The 17,680-nt window shown below is 59.2% G+C and carries 18 protein-coding genes; 10 read left to right on the top strand and 8 right to left on the bottom strand.

The window, feature by feature from the left end:
* On the top strand, nt 1-821 hold an 821-nt coding region (locus A1355_RS05210; protein WP_231883568.1), incomplete at its 5' end, for an NrdH-redoxin.
* A 45-nt stretch (nt 822-866) separates the two neighbouring features.
* Nucleotides 867-1,136: a PilZ domain-containing protein gene (locus A1355_RS05205; RefSeq protein ID WP_064025702.1), complete on the top strand. Its 270-nt coding sequence runs from the start codon at nt 867-869 to the stop codon at nt 1,134-1,136.
* Here the strand turns inward: A1355_RS05205 and A1355_RS05200 are convergent, their stop codons facing one another.
* Together A1355_RS05200 and queG are read right to left on the bottom strand one after the other, a co-directional pair.
* Nucleotides 1,137-1,640, bottom strand: a complete 504-nt coding sequence (locus A1355_RS05200; RefSeq protein ID WP_064025700.1) for a putative metalloprotease CJM1_0395 family protein — start codon at nt 1,638-1,640, stop codon at nt 1,137-1,139. It abuts the gene before it with no gap.
* 53 nt (nt 1,641-1,693) lie between these two features.
* Nucleotides 1,694-2,770, bottom strand: coding sequence for a tRNA epoxyqueuosine(34) reductase QueG (gene queG / locus A1355_RS05195; protein ID WP_064025698.1), 1,077 nt, complete (start codon nt 2,768-2,770; stop codon nt 1,694-1,696).
* Nucleotides 2,771-2,819: 49 nt separating this feature from the next.
* Here queG and A1355_RS05190 point away from each other — a divergent pair, with 49 nt between their 5' ends.
* The 5 genes from A1355_RS05190 to A1355_RS05170 all read left to right on the top strand — a co-directional run bounded on the left by A1355_RS05190 (nt 2,820) and on the right by A1355_RS05170 (nt 8,219).
* The gene (locus tag A1355_RS05190; RefSeq protein WP_064025696.1) at nt 2,820-4,274 is read left to right on the top strand and encodes a bifunctional ADP-dependent NAD(P)H-hydrate dehydratase/NAD(P)H-hydrate epimerase; all 1,455 of its coding nucleotides are present in this window, start codon (nt 2,820-2,822) and stop codon (nt 4,272-4,274) included.
* Entirely contained in the window at nt 4,271-4,744 is a 474-nt protein-coding gene (gene tsaE, locus A1355_RS05185; RefSeq protein WP_313729958.1) for a tRNA (adenosine(37)-N6)-threonylcarbamoyltransferase complex ATPase subunit type 1 TsaE, read from the top strand. The genes A1355_RS05190 and tsaE overlap by 4 nt, the downstream gene beginning before the upstream one ends.
* Before the next feature lie 43 nt (nt 4,745-4,787).
* Complete coding sequence (locus A1355_RS05180) at nt 4,788-6,254, top strand: N-acetylmuramoyl-L-alanine amidase (RefSeq protein WP_231883567.1); 1,467 nt, start codon at nt 4,788-4,790, stop codon at nt 6,252-6,254.
* A 93-nt stretch (nt 6,255-6,347) separates the two neighbouring features.
* Entirely contained in the window at nt 6,348-6,689 is a 342-nt protein-coding gene (locus A1355_RS05175; protein WP_064025692.1) for a zinc ribbon domain-containing protein YjdM, read from the top strand.
* A gap of 120 nt (nt 6,690-6,809) precedes the next feature.
* On the top strand, nt 6,810-8,219 hold the full coding sequence (locus tag A1355_RS05170; protein WP_064025690.1) for an esterase-like activity of phytase family protein: 1,410 nt from the start codon (nt 6,810-6,812) through the stop codon (nt 8,217-8,219).
* A 184-nt stretch (nt 8,220-8,403) separates the two neighbouring features.
* On the opposite strand, the gene A1355_RS05165 is transcribed toward A1355_RS05170, so the two are convergent.
* On the bottom strand, nt 8,404-8,982 hold the full coding sequence (locus A1355_RS05165; RefSeq protein ID WP_064025688.1) for a beta-class carbonic anhydrase: 579 nt from the start codon (nt 8,980-8,982) through the stop codon (nt 8,404-8,406).
* 160 nt (nt 8,983-9,142) lie between these two features.
* On the opposite strand from A1355_RS05165, the gene A1355_RS05160 reads away from it, so the two are divergent.
* Complete coding sequence (locus A1355_RS05160; RefSeq protein WP_064025686.1) at nt 9,143-10,027, top strand: LysR family transcriptional regulator; 885 nt, start codon at nt 9,143-9,145, stop codon at nt 10,025-10,027.
* Nucleotides 10,028-10,333: 306 nt separating this feature from the next.
* Here the strand turns inward: A1355_RS05160 and A1355_RS25605 are convergent, their stop codons facing one another.
* Both A1355_RS25605 and A1355_RS05155 read right to left on the bottom strand, forming a co-directional pair.
* Nucleotides 10,334-10,477, bottom strand: a complete 144-nt coding sequence (locus tag A1355_RS25605; RefSeq protein ID WP_197471720.1) for a hypothetical protein — start codon at nt 10,475-10,477, stop codon at nt 10,334-10,336.
* A 36-nt stretch (nt 10,478-10,513) separates the two neighbouring features.
* Entirely contained in the window at nt 10,514-11,413 is a 900-nt protein-coding gene (locus A1355_RS05155; RefSeq protein WP_064025684.1) for a carbohydrate kinase family protein, read from the bottom strand.
* A gap of 234 nt (nt 11,414-11,647) precedes the next feature.
* On the opposite strand from A1355_RS05155, the gene A1355_RS05150 reads away from it, so the two are divergent.
* Nucleotides 11,648-13,840, top strand: coding sequence for a glycoside hydrolase family 3 N-terminal domain-containing protein (locus A1355_RS05150; protein WP_231883566.1), 2,193 nt, complete (start codon nt 11,648-11,650; stop codon nt 13,838-13,840).
* Between the two features lie 12 nt (nt 13,841-13,852).
* Nucleotides 13,853-15,121 carry a sugar MFS transporter gene (locus tag A1355_RS05145; protein WP_064025680.1) on the top strand — a complete coding sequence of 423 codons (1,269 nt, stop codon included), beginning with the start codon at nt 13,853-13,855 and terminating at the stop codon, nt 15,119-15,121.
* 12 nt (nt 15,122-15,133) lie between these two features.
* Here the strand turns inward: A1355_RS05145 and A1355_RS05140 are convergent, their stop codons facing one another.
* The 3 genes from A1355_RS05140 to A1355_RS05130 are packed head-to-tail and all read right to left on the bottom strand — an operon-like array spanning nt 15,134 to nt 17,669.
* Entirely contained in the window at nt 15,134-16,231 is a 1,098-nt protein-coding gene (locus A1355_RS05140; protein WP_064025678.1) for a protein-glutamate methylesterase/protein-glutamine glutaminase, read from the bottom strand.
* Between the two features lie 23 nt (nt 16,232-16,254).
* A complete protein-coding gene (locus tag A1355_RS05135; RefSeq protein WP_064025676.1) occupies nt 16,255-16,851 on the bottom strand; it encodes a chemotaxis protein CheD in 597 nt (198 codons plus the stop codon).
* On the bottom strand, nt 16,848-17,669 hold the full coding sequence (locus A1355_RS05130) for a CheR family methyltransferase (protein ID WP_197471719.1): 822 nt from the start codon (nt 17,667-17,669) through the stop codon (nt 16,848-16,850). Before A1355_RS05130 ends, A1355_RS05135 begins: the two co-directional genes overlap by 4 nt.
* Nucleotides 17,670-17,680: the final 11 nt, after the last annotated feature.

Below are 17,680 nucleotides of genomic sequence, written 5' to 3'. Positions count from 1 at the left end.
AGCGGGCCGATATCGCGACCGGCGACGCCGGCAGTTGCAGCGTCGTTCCCGAGACAAGTTGCGAAACGCCTGAGGTGGTACCCGACTCGCAGCCGGAAAGTTTCGGCTTCACGTTTCTGGGCCGGCGGATTGATTTAGATCAGGTCGGGTTACCGCTGTTTACGCTGGCAATGGGCTTGCTGGACGGTTTCAATCCGTGTTCGATGTGGGTGCTACTCTTAATGCTCTCGATGCTGGCGCCGATGCAACAGCGGATGCGGATGCTGGCGGTGGCCGGCACCTTCGTGGTCGTGGAGGGCATCGCCTATTTCGCGTTCATGGCGGCGTGGCTGAATCTGTTTTTGCTGATCGGTTGGTCGCGCGGCTCGCAGTGGGCGATCGCGGCCATCGCGATAGTGGCCGGCGCCATCCATCTGAAAGACTTTTGGGCGTTCGGACGCGGATTTTCGCTATCGATTCCGGCGTCCGCCAAGCCGGGCATATACGCGCGGATGCGGGCCATCCTACAAGCCGACAACTTGTTCGGTGCCATCGTCGGCGCCGTGGTGTTGGCTGTGCTGGTTCAGGTCGTCGAGTTCATGTGTACTTCCGGTTTTCCGGCTTTGTATACCCGGATACTGACGCTGCGCCAGTTGCAAGGGGTCGAATATTACGGTTATTTGCTGCTCTATAATGCCGCCTATATGCTGGACGACGTGATTGTGCTGGCCGTCGGCGTCTGGACGCTGAGTCAGCGGCGGCTGCGGGAACGCGAAGGACGTTGGCTCAAATTGCTCAGCGGACTGGTCATGGTAGGATTAGGGCTTTATTTGCTGGTTTGAGGACCGGCTGCGCGCATTGGAACTTGGAGAGAGTCGGGAGTATTCGTGGTAGATAACAAGCGCAGACATCCGCGTCTGAAACACCGGGCTAAGATCCGGGTGACGGTTCCGGTTTCGACCGAGACGCAAATCCTCGACATGCGGGATTTCTCCGAAACCGGGTTGTATTTGTTCTGTCCGGTAGAATTGATCCCGCCAATGGGGGCGGTCGTCGAAGTCCAGACCACCGAGTTCGACGACGCGCCGGTGCAGATGGCCAGGGTGGTCAGGATCGATCCGAACGGCGGTTTTGCGGTCGAGTTCGGCGCCGACTGATCAGGCCCGCACATTCAGGTGCTGGCCGGAGTTTGGCGCTTGTTGGCTTTTTAGCAATTCGGCGCGCGCTTTGGCCGCCATCGCGCTGGCTTGCCCGGCCACGCTCAAATCCTGGCCTGACGGTTGGGCAGGCGCCAAGGCGGCCCGGCGTATCGTATCGGCCTTGGCCAACGTGGCTTGCGGATTGCCGCTGACTTCCGACGTGTCGATGCCGACGTCGCCGCCGGTCGCGTAGCGCACCCCGTCCGGGCCGGTGACGTACTGAAAGTGGGCGCCGCCGGTTGCCAGGCCGCCGGCGGCACTCAGATGGGCTTGCTCGTGCGCGCGGACTTCCCGGTCGCGGGTTTTCAGTTTTTGAACTTGCGCGAGTTGTTCGTCGCTGAGCTGGGCGCTGGCCCCGGTTTGCTGGGTTTTGGTCGAGTCTTGCCGCGCGGCGGCGGAACCGCTCTTCGCCGAACCGGAATAGTCGGGGAATTGAGTGTTGGCGAGGGCCGGAATCGACATGCTGGCCTCCGGAAAGGATAGGCAGGTACTTTACCGCAAGTTTCAGCCGTGGCTCAAGTTTCGGCTTCCGTGGTCTGCCGCCGCAACGCCCAAACCACGTGTTCCCTGACCAGCTCTGAATCGTGGTCCAGCCGGCCGGCCAACGCCGCGCGAATCGCTTGGTCGGCTCTGGCGTTGCCCAGCGCGACGGCGATATTGCGTAGCCAGCGCGCGTGGCCGATGCGGCGGATCGCCGAGCCTTCGGTGCGTTGCAGGAATTCGGTTTCGCTCCAGCCGAATAGTTCGATCAGCGTGGCGCGGTCCAAGCGGTGGCGCGGTTGAAAGTCCGCTTCGCCGCTGAGTGTGGCGTAGCGATTCCACGGGCAAATCAATTGGCAGTCGTCGCAGCCGTAAATCCGGTTGCCGAGCAGCGGTCGCAGTTCCTCGGGAATGCTGCCGTGCAACTCGATCGTTAAATAAGACACGCAACGCCGGGCATCGACTCGGTAAGGCGCGACGATGGCCTGGGTCGGGCAGATGTCCAGGCAGGCTCGGCAAGTGCCGCAATGCGAAGCGACCGGCGTGTCGGCCGGCAGGGCCAGATCGGTATAGATTTCGCCGAGGAAAAACCAGGAGCCGGCTCGGCGGTTGATTAAATTGCTGTGCTTGCCTATCCAGCCTAGCCCGGCTTTCTCGGCGATGGCTTTTTCCAGCACCGGTGCGCTGTCGACGAACACCCGGTAGCCGAATGGGCCAATCTCGGCGGCGATTTTGTCGGCCAGTTTTTGCAGACGGCTACGTAACAGTTTGTGATAGTCGCGGCCCAGGGCGTAGCGCGACACGAAGGCGGTGGCCGGATCGTTCAGCCGCTCGGCCATGCTGCTCCGATGCTCCGGTAGATAATCCATCCGCGCCGAAATGATGCTGAGCGTGCCCGGCTGCAAGTCGGCCGGCCGGCTGCGTTTAAGGCCATGCGCCGCCATATAGTGCATCTCGCCGTGCATCCCGTCCGCCAGCCAACGCTGCAAGTGGCCTTCGGCGCTGGTCAGATCGGTATCGCTGATGCCGAGTTGTTGAAAGCCCAAGTCCAGGGCCCAGGCCCGAATGTTGGCAACGAATTCTTCGGTGGCGACGAAATGACTTGGGGGCATGGTGGGCTGGAAAATATAATGGGTTTACTGCGCCATTTTACACAAGCCCATGCCCTCAGCCGACCAACTCTACAGCGTTGCCGAAATCCGCGAAGCCGAGCGGCGAGCGATGGCCGAACACGGCATCGCCGGTGCGGTCATGATGGCCAGGGCTGGGGCGGCCGCGTTCGAACAAATCCGGCGCCACTGGCCGGAACGTCGGCGCCTGACGGTGATTTGCGGTGCCGGCAATAATGCCGGCGACGGCTATGTCGTGGCGCGCTTAGCCTTGCTGGCCGGTTATCGCGTCGACGTGCATGCACTATCCGATTCTGCCCGCTTGCCGGTGGATGCCGCCGACGCCGCCGAGCGTTATTTTCAGGCCGGCGGCCGGGTCGAAGCGTTGGGCGACAGTCTGCCCGGCGACAGCGTGGTCGTCGACGCACTACTCGGCATCGGCTTGAGCCGGCCGGTATCCGAGCCTTACGCGTCGGCAATCGCCGCGATCAACGCATCCGCCGCGCCGGTAGTCGCTCTCGATGTACCGTCCGGATTGGACGCGGATACCGGCAATGTCTTGGGCTGTGCGGTGGCCGCCGATTTGACCGTGACCTTTATCGGGCTGAAACGCGGCTTGTTGACCGGTTTTGCGGCCGACTATTGCGGCGAAGTCCTGTGCGATAGCCTGGCCTTGCCCAGCGAAGTATTGGCGGGTGCCGGTTCGATTTACCGACTGACCAAAACCCCGCCGTCGCCTCGCCCGCGCGTCGCGCATAAAGGCCACTGCGGCCATGTATTGGCGGTTGGCGGCAATCTGGGTTATAGCGGCGCGATTCGATTGGCCGGCGAAGCCGCGTTGCGCACTGGTGCCGGCTTAGTCAGCATCGCGACGCGAGCCGTGCATAGCGCCGTCCTGAATCTTGGCCGGCCGGAATTGATGTGCCACGGCGTCGAATCCTCCGCGGATTTGGCAAGTCTGTTGGACAAGGCCAGCGTCGTCGTTGTCGGTCCGGGTTTGGGGCAAGACGCCTGGGCACGGACGATGTTCGCGGCGGTACTGGCGTCCGGCAAGCCCTGCGTGGTGGATGCCGATGCCTTGAACCTGTTGGCGTCGAGGTCCGAACGCCGCGATCATTGGATTTTAACGCCGCATCCCGGCGAAGCCGCTCGATTGTTGGGTTCGACGACCGGCCAAGTCGGTGCCGACCGGTTTGCGGCGTTAGTGAGCTTGCAACAGCGCTACGGCGGCGTTTGCGTACTGAAAGGCGCGGGTAGCCTGGTCGGCGATGGCGAGCGCATCTACGTGTCGTCCACCGGCAATCCCGGCATGGCTAGCGGCGGCATGGGCGATGTCCTCGCCGGACTGTTGGGAGGATTACTGGCGCAGGGCTGGTCGGCGCTGGAAGCGGCCAGACTGGGTGTTTACGTACACGGCGAAGCCGCCGATCGCCTGGCCTTGCGTCACGGTGAGCGCGGCTTGTTGGCCGGCGATTTGCCGGCGGAAATCAGAGAGTTACTCAATTGATCGAAATCGAATTGATCGACGCTTCGGAAACCGAGGCCTTCGGCGCGGCGTTGTGGCAAGCAATGCCGGACAAATGCCTGATGTTTTTGAACGGCGATCTGGGGGCGGGCAAAACCACGCTGATCCGCGGCGCGTTGCGCGCGGCCGGCTATGGCGGAACCGTCAAAAGTCCGACTTTCAGTTTGGTCGAGGAATACCGCTTGAACGGCCGCGCCTTGTTTCATTTTGATTTGTATCGGCTGAAAGATCCCGAGGAATTGGAATGGATAGGGATGGCCGACTATCTGGGCGAGCGGGCTTGGTGTTGTATCGAATGGCCGGAGATGGGGATGGGACAACTGCCGGCGGCCGACCTGGAATTGACCCTGAATTACGTTGGCGAGCATCGCGCGGTTCAAATCAATCACTTACGTGGCGATTGGGAAAATTCGATAAAACTACACTGGAAAAACAAAGACCTATTGCTATAATCTCAACGGAATTGTCACTTTTGGGCTAACGGCTATGCAGCGAATGTCTCGAATTTTCTGGACGGTGGTCTTGTCTACCGCCGCTCATGCCGTTTTGGCGGCTCAGGCCGAACTGGCCGGTATCCAGTACGGAGCCGCGTCGCAAGTGTCGTTCGCGTTGCCGGGTCCGGTCAAACACCACGCATTCGTGTTGAAAAGTCCTAGCCGTTTGGTCGTCGATTTCGTCGACGCCAAATTCGCCGCGCCACCCGCGCAGCCGCCCGCCGATCATCCCTTGTTTCTGAATGTCCGTAGCGGCATGCACAACGGCAACGATGTGCGAGTCGTCGTCGAACTCAAAAGCGACGCCGATGTCAAGGCCGCGCTATCCGGTAACGCCTTGCAAATTCAATTAACGCCCAAGGACGAGCCGGTAGCGGCACTGAAACCGCTGGTTAAGCCGGAAGTCGCTAAGTTGGAAAAAGCCGCGCTTGCCCAAGAGCCGGTTGCGAAGCCGGAGTTAAAGCCGGCGGTATTGAAATCCGCCGTTAAGGCCAAGGGCCGGGACATTGTCGTCGCCATCGACGCCGGTCACGGTGGTAAGGACGTCGGCGCTCAGGGTAACAACGGCACGCAAGAAAAAGACGTGGTACTGGCTATCGCCAAACGATTGGCGGCTTCCATCAATCGCCAACCGGGCATGAAAGCCGTGATGATTCGGAACGGCGACTATTTCGTCAAGCTACGCGAGCGGGTGCGCATCGCCCAAGACGCCAAGGCGGATTTGTTCGTGTCCATTCATGCAGATGCGTTCGACGATCCGTCCGCCCACGGCGCTTCGGTCTATACCCTGTCGAATAACGGTGCGTCCAGCGCGGTGGCCCGGTTTTTGGCGGACAGCGAAAACGCGGCGGATAAAGTTGGGGGCGGTGACGGTCGCGATGAGGCCTTGGCTTCGGTATTGATGGATCTCTCGCAAAAGGCGGCCAAGGATGCCAGCCTGCACATCGGCAATAAGGTCCTGAAAAACGTCAAGTCGGTGGGACATTTACATCGCAGCAACGTCCAAAAAGCCGGTTTCGTTGTGTTGAAGTCGCCGATTCCGTCGATTTTGGTGGAAACGGCGTTTATTTCCAACCCGGACGAAGAGCGCCGACTGAACAGCGCCGGCTATCAGCAACAGATGGCCTCGGCGGTGTTCGGCGGCATCATGGCGCATTTCCGGCAATACGCGCCGGCCGGCACGCTGATGGCGCAGTTGTATAAAGCCGGCGGCGGCAACCGTCTGGCCGCGATCGAAAAAACCGAGCCGGTGGTGGCCGTCAAACCGGAGCCGACGCCGTCGGCAGTTAGCGAAACCGTTGTGGTCGCGGCGCCGTCGGCCAACCAACACGTGATCGGGCGCGGTGAGACTTTATCGGAAATCGCCCAACAATACGGCGTTTCGATGCGGGCGATCCGCGATGCCAACGCAATGAACGACGGCAATCTGCGTGCCGGCCAAGTCATACAAATCCCTCGCAGCAGCTGATTTTTACCGGGTGGTCGCGTCCAAGCGCTTTGACTTTTTCGCCAGTTGCGCTGTACATTGGCAGGTTTTTTAAAACCAAGCCTGGAGCTCGATATGACTCAACTGCCCAACTGTCCCCAATGCCAATCGGAGTTCACCTACGAAGACGGCGAAAGTTATGTTTGTCCCGAGTGCGGACACGAATGGGCGAAGCAAGCCGACACCGACGCCGGCGAAGCGGCCAAGGTCGTGACCGATGCCTACGGCAACGTGCTTCAGGACGGCGACAGCGTGACCGTGATTAAGGATCTGAAAGTCAAGGGTTCGTCGGCTGTCGTCAAGGTCGGGACCAAAGTTAGGAACATCCGTTTGGTGGACGGAGACCACGATATCGACTGCAAGATCGACGGTATCGGCGCGATGGGTTTGAAGTCGGAATTCGTTAAAAAGGCTTGAACAAACGCCGTCGGCCGGACGGCCGACCACTAAGGCCGAGCGACGGTTTTTTGCAACGTTGCTGTCATAAACGCTGGATAGAATCGGGGCTTTTCCATCCCATGATTCGAGACATCCTTCATGCGTTTAACATCCACCCTGTTTTGCTCCGGGATGCTGTTGGCCAATGCGGCTATAGCGACACCGGTTTTCGTCAACGGATTGACCATTTCCGGTGCGACCGGCGACAGTTTCGGCACGTCGGTCAACGACGGCCGGGTCGGCTTTTTCTCCGACATTTATTACGATCCCAACCGTAACGAGTGGTGGGGCTTGTCCGACCGCGGTCCCGGCGGCGGTTCGTTGAATTACGAGACCCGCGTGCAACGCTTCAGTTTGGACATCGATAGCCAAACCGGCGCGATTTCCAATTTCACGCTGCTGCAAACGCTGAAGTTTTCCAAGTCCGGCGCGGCCCTGAACGGCATTGCCCCCAATCCGACCGGAACCTTGGGTAACGCCTTCGATCCGGAAGGTGTGGTGGTCAATCCGCGCAGCGGTAATTTGCTGGTGTCCGACGAATACGGTCCGTCCTTGTACGAAATCGACCGCAACACCGGCGCCGTGGTGAAAACCTATGCGACGCCGGCGAATCTGGTACCGCGTAACAGCGTCAGCGGTACGGCCAATTACGCGGCCGACACCGGTAACGATGCCGGCAAGCGCACCAACCGCGGTTTCGAAGGCTTGGCGATCAGTCCGGACGGCAAATACGCCTACGCGATCCTGCAAAGCGCGATGCTGGATGAAGGGGCCGGTAGCGGCAAAGTTAACCGCATTGTCAAGTTCGATACCGAAACCGGCGCCGCCGTGGCGCAGTATGCCTACGAAATGAAGCGTTCCGGCCAAGGCCAGGGCGTATCGGCGTTGGTGGCGATCAACGACCACGAGTTTTTCGTGTTGGAGCGCAACAATCGCGGCGTCGGAGTCGGCGCCGACTTGGCGACCGCCGATAAGGAAGTCTATAAGATCGATCTGGTCGGGGCGACCGATGTCAGCAACATCGATCTGGACTCCGGCGTCGGCTATATCAAAGTGAGCAAGTCCGCGCAAATTATCGACCTGGACGCCAACACGCTGGCGGCGTTGGGCAATAAGTCGCCGGAGAAATGGGAAGGACTGGCAATAGGACCTAAATTGGCCGACGGCAGTTATCTAATGTTAGCCGGCACCGACAACGACTACAGCGTCACTCAAAACGGTAGCGGCCAGCAATTCGACGTGTACTTTCGGTTTAGCGATGCCGATCCTTATGCCGGCTCGATTCAATGCCCGCTGGGCGAAACCAGCGGTTGCGCGTGGACTTCAAATGGTAGTGCCGCCAGTCTGACCGACGAATACAGCCTGCTGCCGGGCGTGCTGCACGCCTACAAGGCTTCGGCCGCCGATTTGGCCGGCTACATCGCGCCGGTACCGCTACCGGCGGCGTTTTGGATGTTCGGTTCCGCTCTGCTGGGCTGGGTCGCTTATCGCGGGAAAGGCCGCGACTGAGATGGCCGTGGCTTTAGTCGCTCGGTCGCCTTGCACCAATGATCGTCAAATGGTTTTCGGCCTGGAGAACGAAAAAAATGCTTGTAGCGGCTTCAGCCGCGATCGACGGCTTTCGAAGTAAAGAAATGCTTGAAAACCGGCTGGTGTGACGCACGAGCCGGCATTTTTCCGCGTGGCGGGCGCTTTAACTGGCGGCGCCGGCCGCGGTGGCCTCCGGAACCTCGATCAGGCTGCCGGTTTTGACGTCGTAAACGTATCCATACACCGGAATGTTACCCGGAACCAATGGATGGGCCTTGATGCGCTTGACGTCTTCCAACACGCTGTCCGCTTGATTCTTAATGGTCAGCCAATTGATGAATTTGCCGTCGGTGGAACCTGGACCCGCGCCGTGATCGTGCCAGCCGGACGCGTCGACGCTGGCGGTTTCCAGGCTGCTGGCCAGCAAATCGCTCATGATTTCGTTGGTAAAGGTTTCCATACCGCAATCGGTATGGTGAATCACAAACCACTCTTTCGTGCCCAACAATTTATAAGAAATCACTAGCGAGCGAATTGCGTCGTCGCTGGCGCGGCCGCCGGCGTTACGGATGACGTGGGCGTCGCCCTCGGACAGACCGGCGTATTTGGCAGGGTCCAGGCGGGCGTCCATGCAGGTCAGAATAGCGAATTGGCGGGCGGGCGGCATCGCCAGATCACCTTTGTTGAATTCGGCGACATAGCCGCGATTGGCTAGGAGTACTTCGTTAAGAATTTTGCTCATAATTACCTCGGTGGGGTGGGGGAAAAGACGTCTGGTTTAAGACAGCAAAACCAGACGATGTAACGACTATCTCCGGGGCGCATTCTATCGACCTTGCTCTCTGGTTTAAAGAGGCGAATTGGTTTATAAATCTTAAACCACAGGTTTATAAATAGGTGCCATGGATAAGTTTAACAACATGCGGGTGTTTTGCCGGATCGTCGAGCTCGGCACCTTCTCGGCGGTTGCTCGAGAATTGAAGTGCTCGACGATGATGATCAGCAAATATATGGCCCAGCTCGAAGCGTCGTTAGGCGTGGTTCTGTTGAACCGCACCACGCGTAGCTTGAGTTTGACCAGCGCCGGAGAGGCTTACTACCATCGCAGTCGGCAGTTGCTGGAGGACTTGGCCGATTTGGAAGCCGCTACCGGTCAGATGGGCGAGCGCATCAAGGGCCACATCAAGGTCAGTGCGCCGATCGATTTCGGCGGCATGTACATGGTACCGGTCATCGAACGCTTTTTGCTAACCTATCCGGAAATCAAGATATTGATGACCTTGGACAACAAACCGCCTAATTTGCGCATCGGCAACTTCGACATTTCGCTGTTGGTCACCGATACCCTGGACCCCGGCGTAGTGGCGCGCAAGATCGCAGAAACCGAACTATGCACCTATGCGTCTCCCGCCTATTTGAGCGAGCAAGGCACGCCGCAACATATAGAGGATTTGAGCGACCACCGCTGCCTGCATTACGTCGATACACCGCACGGCGATTATTGGTTGTTTAACGTCGCCGGCGAATTGCAGCGGATTAAAGTGGATTGGTTGCTGGCCTCCAACAACGGCCGGGCGCTATGCCAAGCCGCCGCGTTGGGCATGGGCATCGTGCGGGCGCCGCGCCTGTCGGCCGCGCCGCATTTGCAAAATGGCGAGTTGGTCGAAATTCTCAAGGATTACCAGCGCCCAGCGCTGGCGGTCTACGCCACCTATTTGCAACGCCGATTTTATCCGGCCAAACTCACCGCCTTCGTCGAATTTCTGCTGGACTATTTCGGCAAGTGACGCGAGAGGCAAGAGACGATTCGGATGGACCCAAGTTGGCCGCCGAGTCGCGATTGCGGGTCAAACACAGGCCCGACTGATAATCCGTGAGCGGCAAATAAGCGAATAACAACAAGTCTGAATGTATAGATGGCTCTCAGTCAGTCCAGCATCCACCCAGGGACGCGACACCGAAAACACATGCTAACTTTTTGTAAGGCGCTTATCGTTTTGCACTGCTACGCCCGGAGTGGCAAATCTCGATTTGCCTGATAACTTCTGCCAAATCCGCCAAACCTGGAATCGTAGGCTATCGGCGTATTATGTTTAGTTAAAACCGATTTGCTTGGTTTCCGCCTGTTGCTCAAGCTTATGACTGGCGTAAATTGCTTCTGCTTCCGCGTCGTTATCCAGTGGATACGCGGCTATCGCCCGGCCGGCGGCGGCTTTTGCTCCCTTGGATTCACGCAATAGAGTCCAGAGGGAGCCGATTTTGGCGGTATTGGTTTACTGACGCCATTGCGCGAGCAGCGCGAGCTGTTGTTCGAGCGTCGGCAGGCCGGGTCTGGCGCCCAAGCGTGTGCAGCACAAGGCGCCTGCCGCGCTGGCGTAGCGCAACAGGGTTTGCCATTCCAGGCCGGCGGCCAGACCGGCGGCGAAGGCGCCGTGAAACGCATCGCCGGCGCCGGTGCTGTCCACCGCCAGCACCGGCGGCGCTTCCAACGCGCCGGTTTCCGTGCCGCGCCGCCAGATCAAACCGCGCGCGCCGAGCGTGATGACGGCAACAGGCGCCAGTTCGGCGAATTTGACCAGCGCCGCCTGTTCGTCGCCGGCATATTGCACGGCCATTTTTTCCGAGCAAATCGCGTAATCGACTTTGTCCAGCAAGGCCAAGGTGCCGGCGTGCAGCGAGCCGCCGTCCAGCACGCTGCCGGTCTTGTCGTCCGCCGCCGCCAGCGCGGTCAGCGAGAGTCCCGGTTCGTGACCGTCGCAAAGCAGGACTTTGGCTTCCCGGCCGGTGAAGCTTAATCGCTCGGCCGGCAAGGCTTCGGTCCCGCCTTTGTAATTGATGAGGGCCCGTTGGCCGTTGGGCTTGACCAGTACCGCCGATAGCGGCGTCGGCGAATCGCCGCGCACCACCCATTGCGTACCGACCCCGGCCGCCAGCAATTCCCGCAAGTGGCTGTCGCCGTAGACATCGTTGCCCAAATAGCCGCAGAAGCCGGCGCTAGCGCCCAATCGGGCGACCGCCACCGCCGCGTTGGCGGCCGGTCCGCCGCCGCAGCCAAGCAAGTCGTCGGCGACGGTCTTTTCGTCGGGACCGGGATGGTGCGAAATCGCGAATACCAGGTCGTAACTGGCGTGACCTATGCAAAGTACATCCAAGCGTTGGGCGTTCGTTGTCATCGGCGGATTGTGTTCGTGGTTAAATGAGCGATTATACCTTCCGAACCGACCGGAAAAGTCCGGCGATGCCTTGAGACGCAGGCGGGCAGATGATTTAATGTCGTCCGTTTTTCCGGTCGCGTCGCGGCCGGTATGTTCGCCGGCCGGCCGGTTTATCCCGTTACCTTTACCAAAACCTTGAATATCAAAGCCGTTTTAGTGTCCCTTTCCTTATTCGTTTTGTCGGAGTCCGTCTTGAGCGCTGAACCCAACCCAAGTCCCGTGGAAGAGCGAGTGCAAGCGCTATTGGCGCAAATGACGTTGGAAGAAAAAGTCGGCCAAATGACCCAGATCGACTTCAGCGTGGTGTCGGTCGCCAATGGTCAGGATGCCGAGAATCCGGTCGATCAAGCCAAATTGGACGACGCCATCTTTAATCATCACGTCGGTTCGATTCTGAATACGCCGACCACGCCGAACAACCGTGCCCAGCCTATCGAAAAATGGCGGAACATCACCCAAAGCATTCGGGACACCGCCGCGCGATCGCGCTTGAAAATTCCGGTGATTTACGGCATCGACGCGATCCACGGCGCCACCTATACCCAAAACTCGGTCTTGTTTCCGCAGGCGATCAGCATGGCGGCGACTTTCAATCCCGAATTGTCGTTCAAGGAAGGCGAAATCGTTGCCCGCGAGGTCAAAGCTTCCGGTTTGGACTGGAATTTCTCGCCGGTGATGGACATTGGCCGACAGCCGCTGTGGCCGCGCTTGTGGGAAACCTACGGCGAGGACGTGCATCTGGCGCAAATCCTGGGCGGCGCGTTTATTCAAGGCCACCAGGGCGAGGATATGGCCGCCGCCGACAAGGCGCCGACCTGTCTAAAGCATTACGTCGGCTACAGCTATCCGTTGAACGGCAAGGATCGCACGCCGGCCTGGATCGGCGAACGGGCCTTGCGCGAATGGTTTTTACCCGGATTCGAAGCCGGCGTATTGGCCGGCGCGCCGAGCGTGATGATTAACTCGGCCGAAGTCGATGGCATACCCGGCCACGCCAATTATCATTATCTGACCGAGATCCTGCGCGGCGAACTGGGTTTCAAAGGCTTCACGGTGTCGGACTGGGAAGACATCATCCGTCTGCACACCCGCGACAAACTGGCGGCCAGCCCGCGCGAGGCGGTGAAGATGGCGGTGATGGCCGGCGTGGATATGAGCATGGTGCCGTTCAATTTCAGCTTTTACGATTTATTGCTGGATTTAGCCAAAAGCGGCGAAGTGCCGCTCAGCCGTATCGACGAGGCGGTGGCGCGCATTCTGCGCGTCAAATTCCAAACCGGTCTGTTCGAGCGTACCGAGCCGGCGTTGCCGGTGGCCGGCTATTTCGCGACCGCCGAGGCGGTTGAGGTCAATCGACAAGCGGCGCGGGAAGCCATCGTCTTGGCGAAAAACGACAACCGCATGCTGCCGCTGTCCAAAACAGCCAGTATTTTGGTGACCGGTCCGACCGCGAATTTGCTCAGTGTGATGAACGGCGGTTGGACGATTACCTGGCAAGGCGCATCCGAGGAACTGTATCCGAAACAGTATCCGACGTTGTTGCAGGCAATTCAGCGTAAAACCAGCGGCCGAGTCACCTTTGTCGGCGGTCAGCGTTTCAGCGATGAAATCAACATCGAGCAAGCGGTCAATGAGGCCCGCAAACACGACGTGGTGGTGTTGGCGCTGGGCGAAAAACCGTATACCGAAACCGAGGGCAATATCGATACCCTGGCGCTGGATCCGGTGCAATTGCAGTTGGCTAGGGCGATCTTCGAAATCGGCAAGCCGGTGGTGCTGGTGACTTTCGGCGGCCGGCCGCGCATCATCACCGAAATCGCCGACAAGGCGAGGGCGGTGGTATTGGGCTTTTTGCCCGGTATGGAAGGCGGCGCGGCGCTGGCCGACATTTTGTTCGGCGATGTCAACCCGAGCGGCAAACTGCCGATTTCCTACCCGCGCGCGGTCAACGACATCACGCCCTACGACCATAAACCCATCGAAGCTTACGAGACCAATCAATATCGGCCCTTGTATCCGTTCGGCCACGGCTTGAGTTACACCCGTTTCGAAACCAGCGGGTTGTCGGTGAAACCGGCGCAAATCAAAGCCGGCGACAGCGTGGAAGTTAGCGTCAAGGTTAAAAATACCGGCACGCGGACCGGCAAGGAAACCGTGCTGGTTTACTTGAACGACATAGCGGCTTCGGTATCGCGCCCGGTCAAGCAGCTAAAAGCCTTCGAGAAAGTCGAATTGCAGCCCGGCGAGCAAAAGACCTTGCATTTTACGTTGACCGCTCAGGCCATGTCCTTCATCGGATTGAATATGCGGCGCGTGGTCGAACCGGGCGATTTCAAGGTGATGGTCGGCGACGAATCCGTGCCATTCAGTGTCTTGCCGAATTAAGCGGAGAATGCCATGACCGACGCGCGGAAAGCCGCCAACCTGCATCTGGGATCTCTGAGCATTCTGACCTCGCTGTTTTTCATCTGGGGTTTCATCACTTGTCTGAACGATATTCTGATTCCGCATTTGAAGGCAGTGTTCACGTTGAACTACTTCCAGGCGATGCTGATTCAGTTTTGCTTCTTCGCGGCCTATTTCGTGATGTCGGTGCCGAGCGGCCTGTTGGTCGAAAAGCTCGGTTACCAACGGGGCATCGTTATCGGCTTGGCGGTGGCGGGCTGCGGTTGTCTGTTGTTTTATCCGGCGGCCTGGCTGCGCCTGTACCCGCTGTTTTTGACCGCGTTTTTCGTGTTGGCTTCAGGAATTACCTTGTTGCAGGTCGCCGCCAACCCTTACGTCACGGTGCTTGGGCCACCGGAAACCGCATCGAGTCGCTTGACCTTGACTCAGGCCTTCAATTCGCTGGGCACCACGCTGGCGCCGTTTTTCGGGTCCTGGTTGATATTGGCGACGGCGGTGAAAAGCGCAGAGCAGATTCAAGGTTTGAGCGCGGAGGACTTGGCGGCCTATCAGGCCGTCGAAGCGGCGGCGGTACAGTATCCGTATTTGCTGTTGGCGACGGTGCTGTTTTTACTGGCGGTCGTGTTTGCGCTGCTGAAACTGCCGGCCGTCGAAGCCGAAGCGTCGTCAGCCGATGGCGTAGGCGGCGACAGCCGGGCCAGCGCCTGGTGTTACCCACATCTGGTGCTGGGCGCGCTGGCGATTTTTGTTTACGTCGGCGGCGAAGTGTCTATCGGCAGCTTCTTGGTGAGTTTTCTGAGCCAGCCGGACATCGGCGGCTTCACCGACGCCGAAGCCGGTCGCTATGTGTCGTTTTATTGGGGCGGGGCGATGGTCGGCCGCTTCGTCGGCGCGGCGGCGATGCGTTCATTGGCGCCCGGCGGCGTGCTGGCGTTCAACGCCTTGAGCGCGGCGGGTTTGGTGGCCGCGACGATGTTGATCGGCGGCGGCTGGGCGATGTGGACGATCTTAGCGGTCGGCTTGTTTAACTCCATCATGTTTCCGACCATATTTTCGCTGGCGTTGACCGGCTTGGGCAAACATACCGGGCAAGGCTCCGGGATACTCTGCGCCGCGATTGTCGGCGGCGCGATTTTACCGGTGTTGCAAGGCGCGTTGGCGGATCGCTGGGGGATACAACATGCGTTTATCGTCCCGCTGCTGTGCTATCTGTACATCGGTTATTACGGCTGGCGGTGCCGCGCGCTGCAAGTTGCTTAATGCCTTAGCGCTTCAGCCTTTCAGGAACTTGGCGCGAGTCGGCGAATGGATGATTAACTCCGGTATCGCCGATAGCGGCAGTTCGCCGTCGGTTGCCCCCAGTTTCACGGCTTCCTTGGGCATGCCGTAGACCACGCAACTGGCCTCGTCCTGTGCGACGGTCAAGGCGCCGGTGTCGTGCAATTCCTTCATCCCGTGGGCGCCGTCGTCGCCCATGCCGGTCATGATGATGCCCAATGCGTTTCGGCCGGCCGCCTGGGCCGCCGAGCGGAACAGCACGTCGACCGACGGCCGATGCCGACTGACCAACGGGCCGTCCTTGATTTCCACCCGATATTGGGCGCCGCTACGCCTCAGCAACATATGCTTGCCGCCCGGCGCGATCAGCGCCAGGCCGGGAATAACCCGGTCGTCCTGCTCGGCTTCCTTGACGTTGATTTGACACAAACTATCCAGGCGCTTGGCGAACGCGGCGGTAAAGGCTTCGGGCATGTGTTGCACGACGACGATGCCCGGCGTGGTGCGCGGCAGTCGGGTCAATACGTATTCCAGGGCCTGAGTGCCGCCGGTCGAAGTGCCGATCGCCACGACCCGGTCGGTGGTTTCGCCTATCGTCGTCGCGGTCGAGGGCGCGATCACCGAGTCGGCGTTCAATTTCGGGTTGACGGTCAACGTGGCTTTCGGGCCGGCCGGTGCGGTCTTTTTGACGCGGGCACGGGCGGCGCCGCGAATTGCGTCGGCAACCTGGCTTTGGGCTTCCTGCAAAAAGCCTTTCAAGTTGACGGTAGGCTTGGTAATGATATCGACCGCGCCGGCACTCATGGCCTGCATGGTCACTTCGGCGCCGCGCGCGGTCAACGTCGAGCAAATCACCACCGGCGTCGGCCGTTCGCTCATCAGTTTGCGCAGAAAGGTGATGCCGTCCATCCGCGGCATTTCGATATCCAACACGATCACGTCGGGCCAATCTTTTTCCATCTTGGCTTGCGCGAAGATCGGGTCCGGCGCCGAACCGATGACCTTGAAACCGGGAATGTCGGCCAGTAGCGCGGTTAATACCTGTCTGACGACCGCCGAGTCGTCCACGATGAAGATTTTGATGTCCGTCATAGTAATCGTCCTGCCGAGGGTGGCTACCAGAAATCGATGTCGCCGGTAGTGCGTTTGGTTTCGTCCAAGGTTTTTTTCCAGAACCGACGTTCGTCCTGAACCACCGCCAGCTCCAGGCCGTGGCCGATTTTTTTGATATACACGGAAAAATCGCTGCCCATGAAATGCACGTTGCGACCGTAGTCGCCGCCCAGGCAGGCGCTGACGATCGGTATGTTTTCGTTTTTTAAAAATTCGCGAACGAATTGAACGTTGACGTCGCCGACCGTCGGCCGATTCCAACTGTCTTCGCGAAGTTTCAGAACGTTGCCGCCGCCGAAACATTTGGCTTTCAGTTGCGAGCGGTCGGCGCCTTTTTTCATCATGTCGTTGATCAACAATTCCATCGAATAAATGCCGTAGCGGCCGTAATCGGACTGAATAATAGGCGTATTTGCCGCTTGTTGTTTGTAAGCCAGCAGAAAATGGTTCATCCCGAACACGCCGTTGACCGAATCGTACAGGCAGACCGCGACGCAAGAGCCCAGCAGCGTCGATATCACTTCCGGCTTGCGGGATACGTAATGCTCGCCCGGATCGATGGTTATGCGTTGGGTATTGCGGTAAGGGGTGGCTCTCATGACAGTCGGTAGATCGAGGGTACGACGGTTTGCAGGCGTTGCGTGACCGAGTGCAGGCTTTCCGAGTGGCTGACGACGAAGTAGCCGTGCGGTTGCAGCGCGGGCAACAGATTTTCGACGACGCGTTTTTTGGTATCCGGATCGAAATAGATCAACACGTTGCGCAGAAAGATCGCGTCGAATTTACCGAGATGGCCGGGCAAGGGCTGGGTCAGGTTGATTTGCTCGAATTTGACGCGTTCGCGCAGCTCGGCGTTGACCCGGAAATGGCCGGCTTGGCTGCGGACGCCCTTCAGGCAATATTTTTCCATCAGACGGCGCTCCAATTGTTCGATTCTGTCCAGTGGATATATGCCGGCTCTGGCGACCTCCAGAACTCTGGTGCTGAGGTCGGAACCCAGGACTTCCCAGGCTCGATTGCGGCCTTTGTCGGCCAGCACCATCGCCAGCGAATACGCCTCCTCGCCGCTGGAGCAAGCCGCGCTCCAGATTCTGAGCGGCTGAGTCGGCCAGGCGGGGAGCATCTTGTCGCGCAGGAACTCGAAATGGCTGGGTTCCCGGAAAAAATAGGTTTCGTTGGTGGTCAACGCGTTGACCAGTATCTGGAACTCGTCCGGGTGTTCGGGATCGGTCGCTAGGCGGAAATAGGCGCCGTAGTTGTCGAGGCCGTAAAAGTTCAGACGTTTAGCCAAGCGGCTGGCGACCATGACGCGTTTTTCCGGGAGTAGCGCGATGCCGGCGTGTTCTTGCAGCAAGCGGCGAAACCGCTCGAACTCTTCCGGCGTGATGGGCGAAATGCTGATAACTGGGTCCTCCACAAACCGAATAA

Source organism: Methylomonas koyamae, assembly GCF_001644025.1.
GTDB classification, from domain to species: domain Bacteria; phylum Pseudomonadota; class Gammaproteobacteria; order Methylococcales; family Methylomonadaceae; genus Methylomonas; species Methylomonas koyamae_A.
Note: the sequence above shows the minus strand (reverse complement) of the source record. Positions and strands in the feature narration are given on the sequence as shown.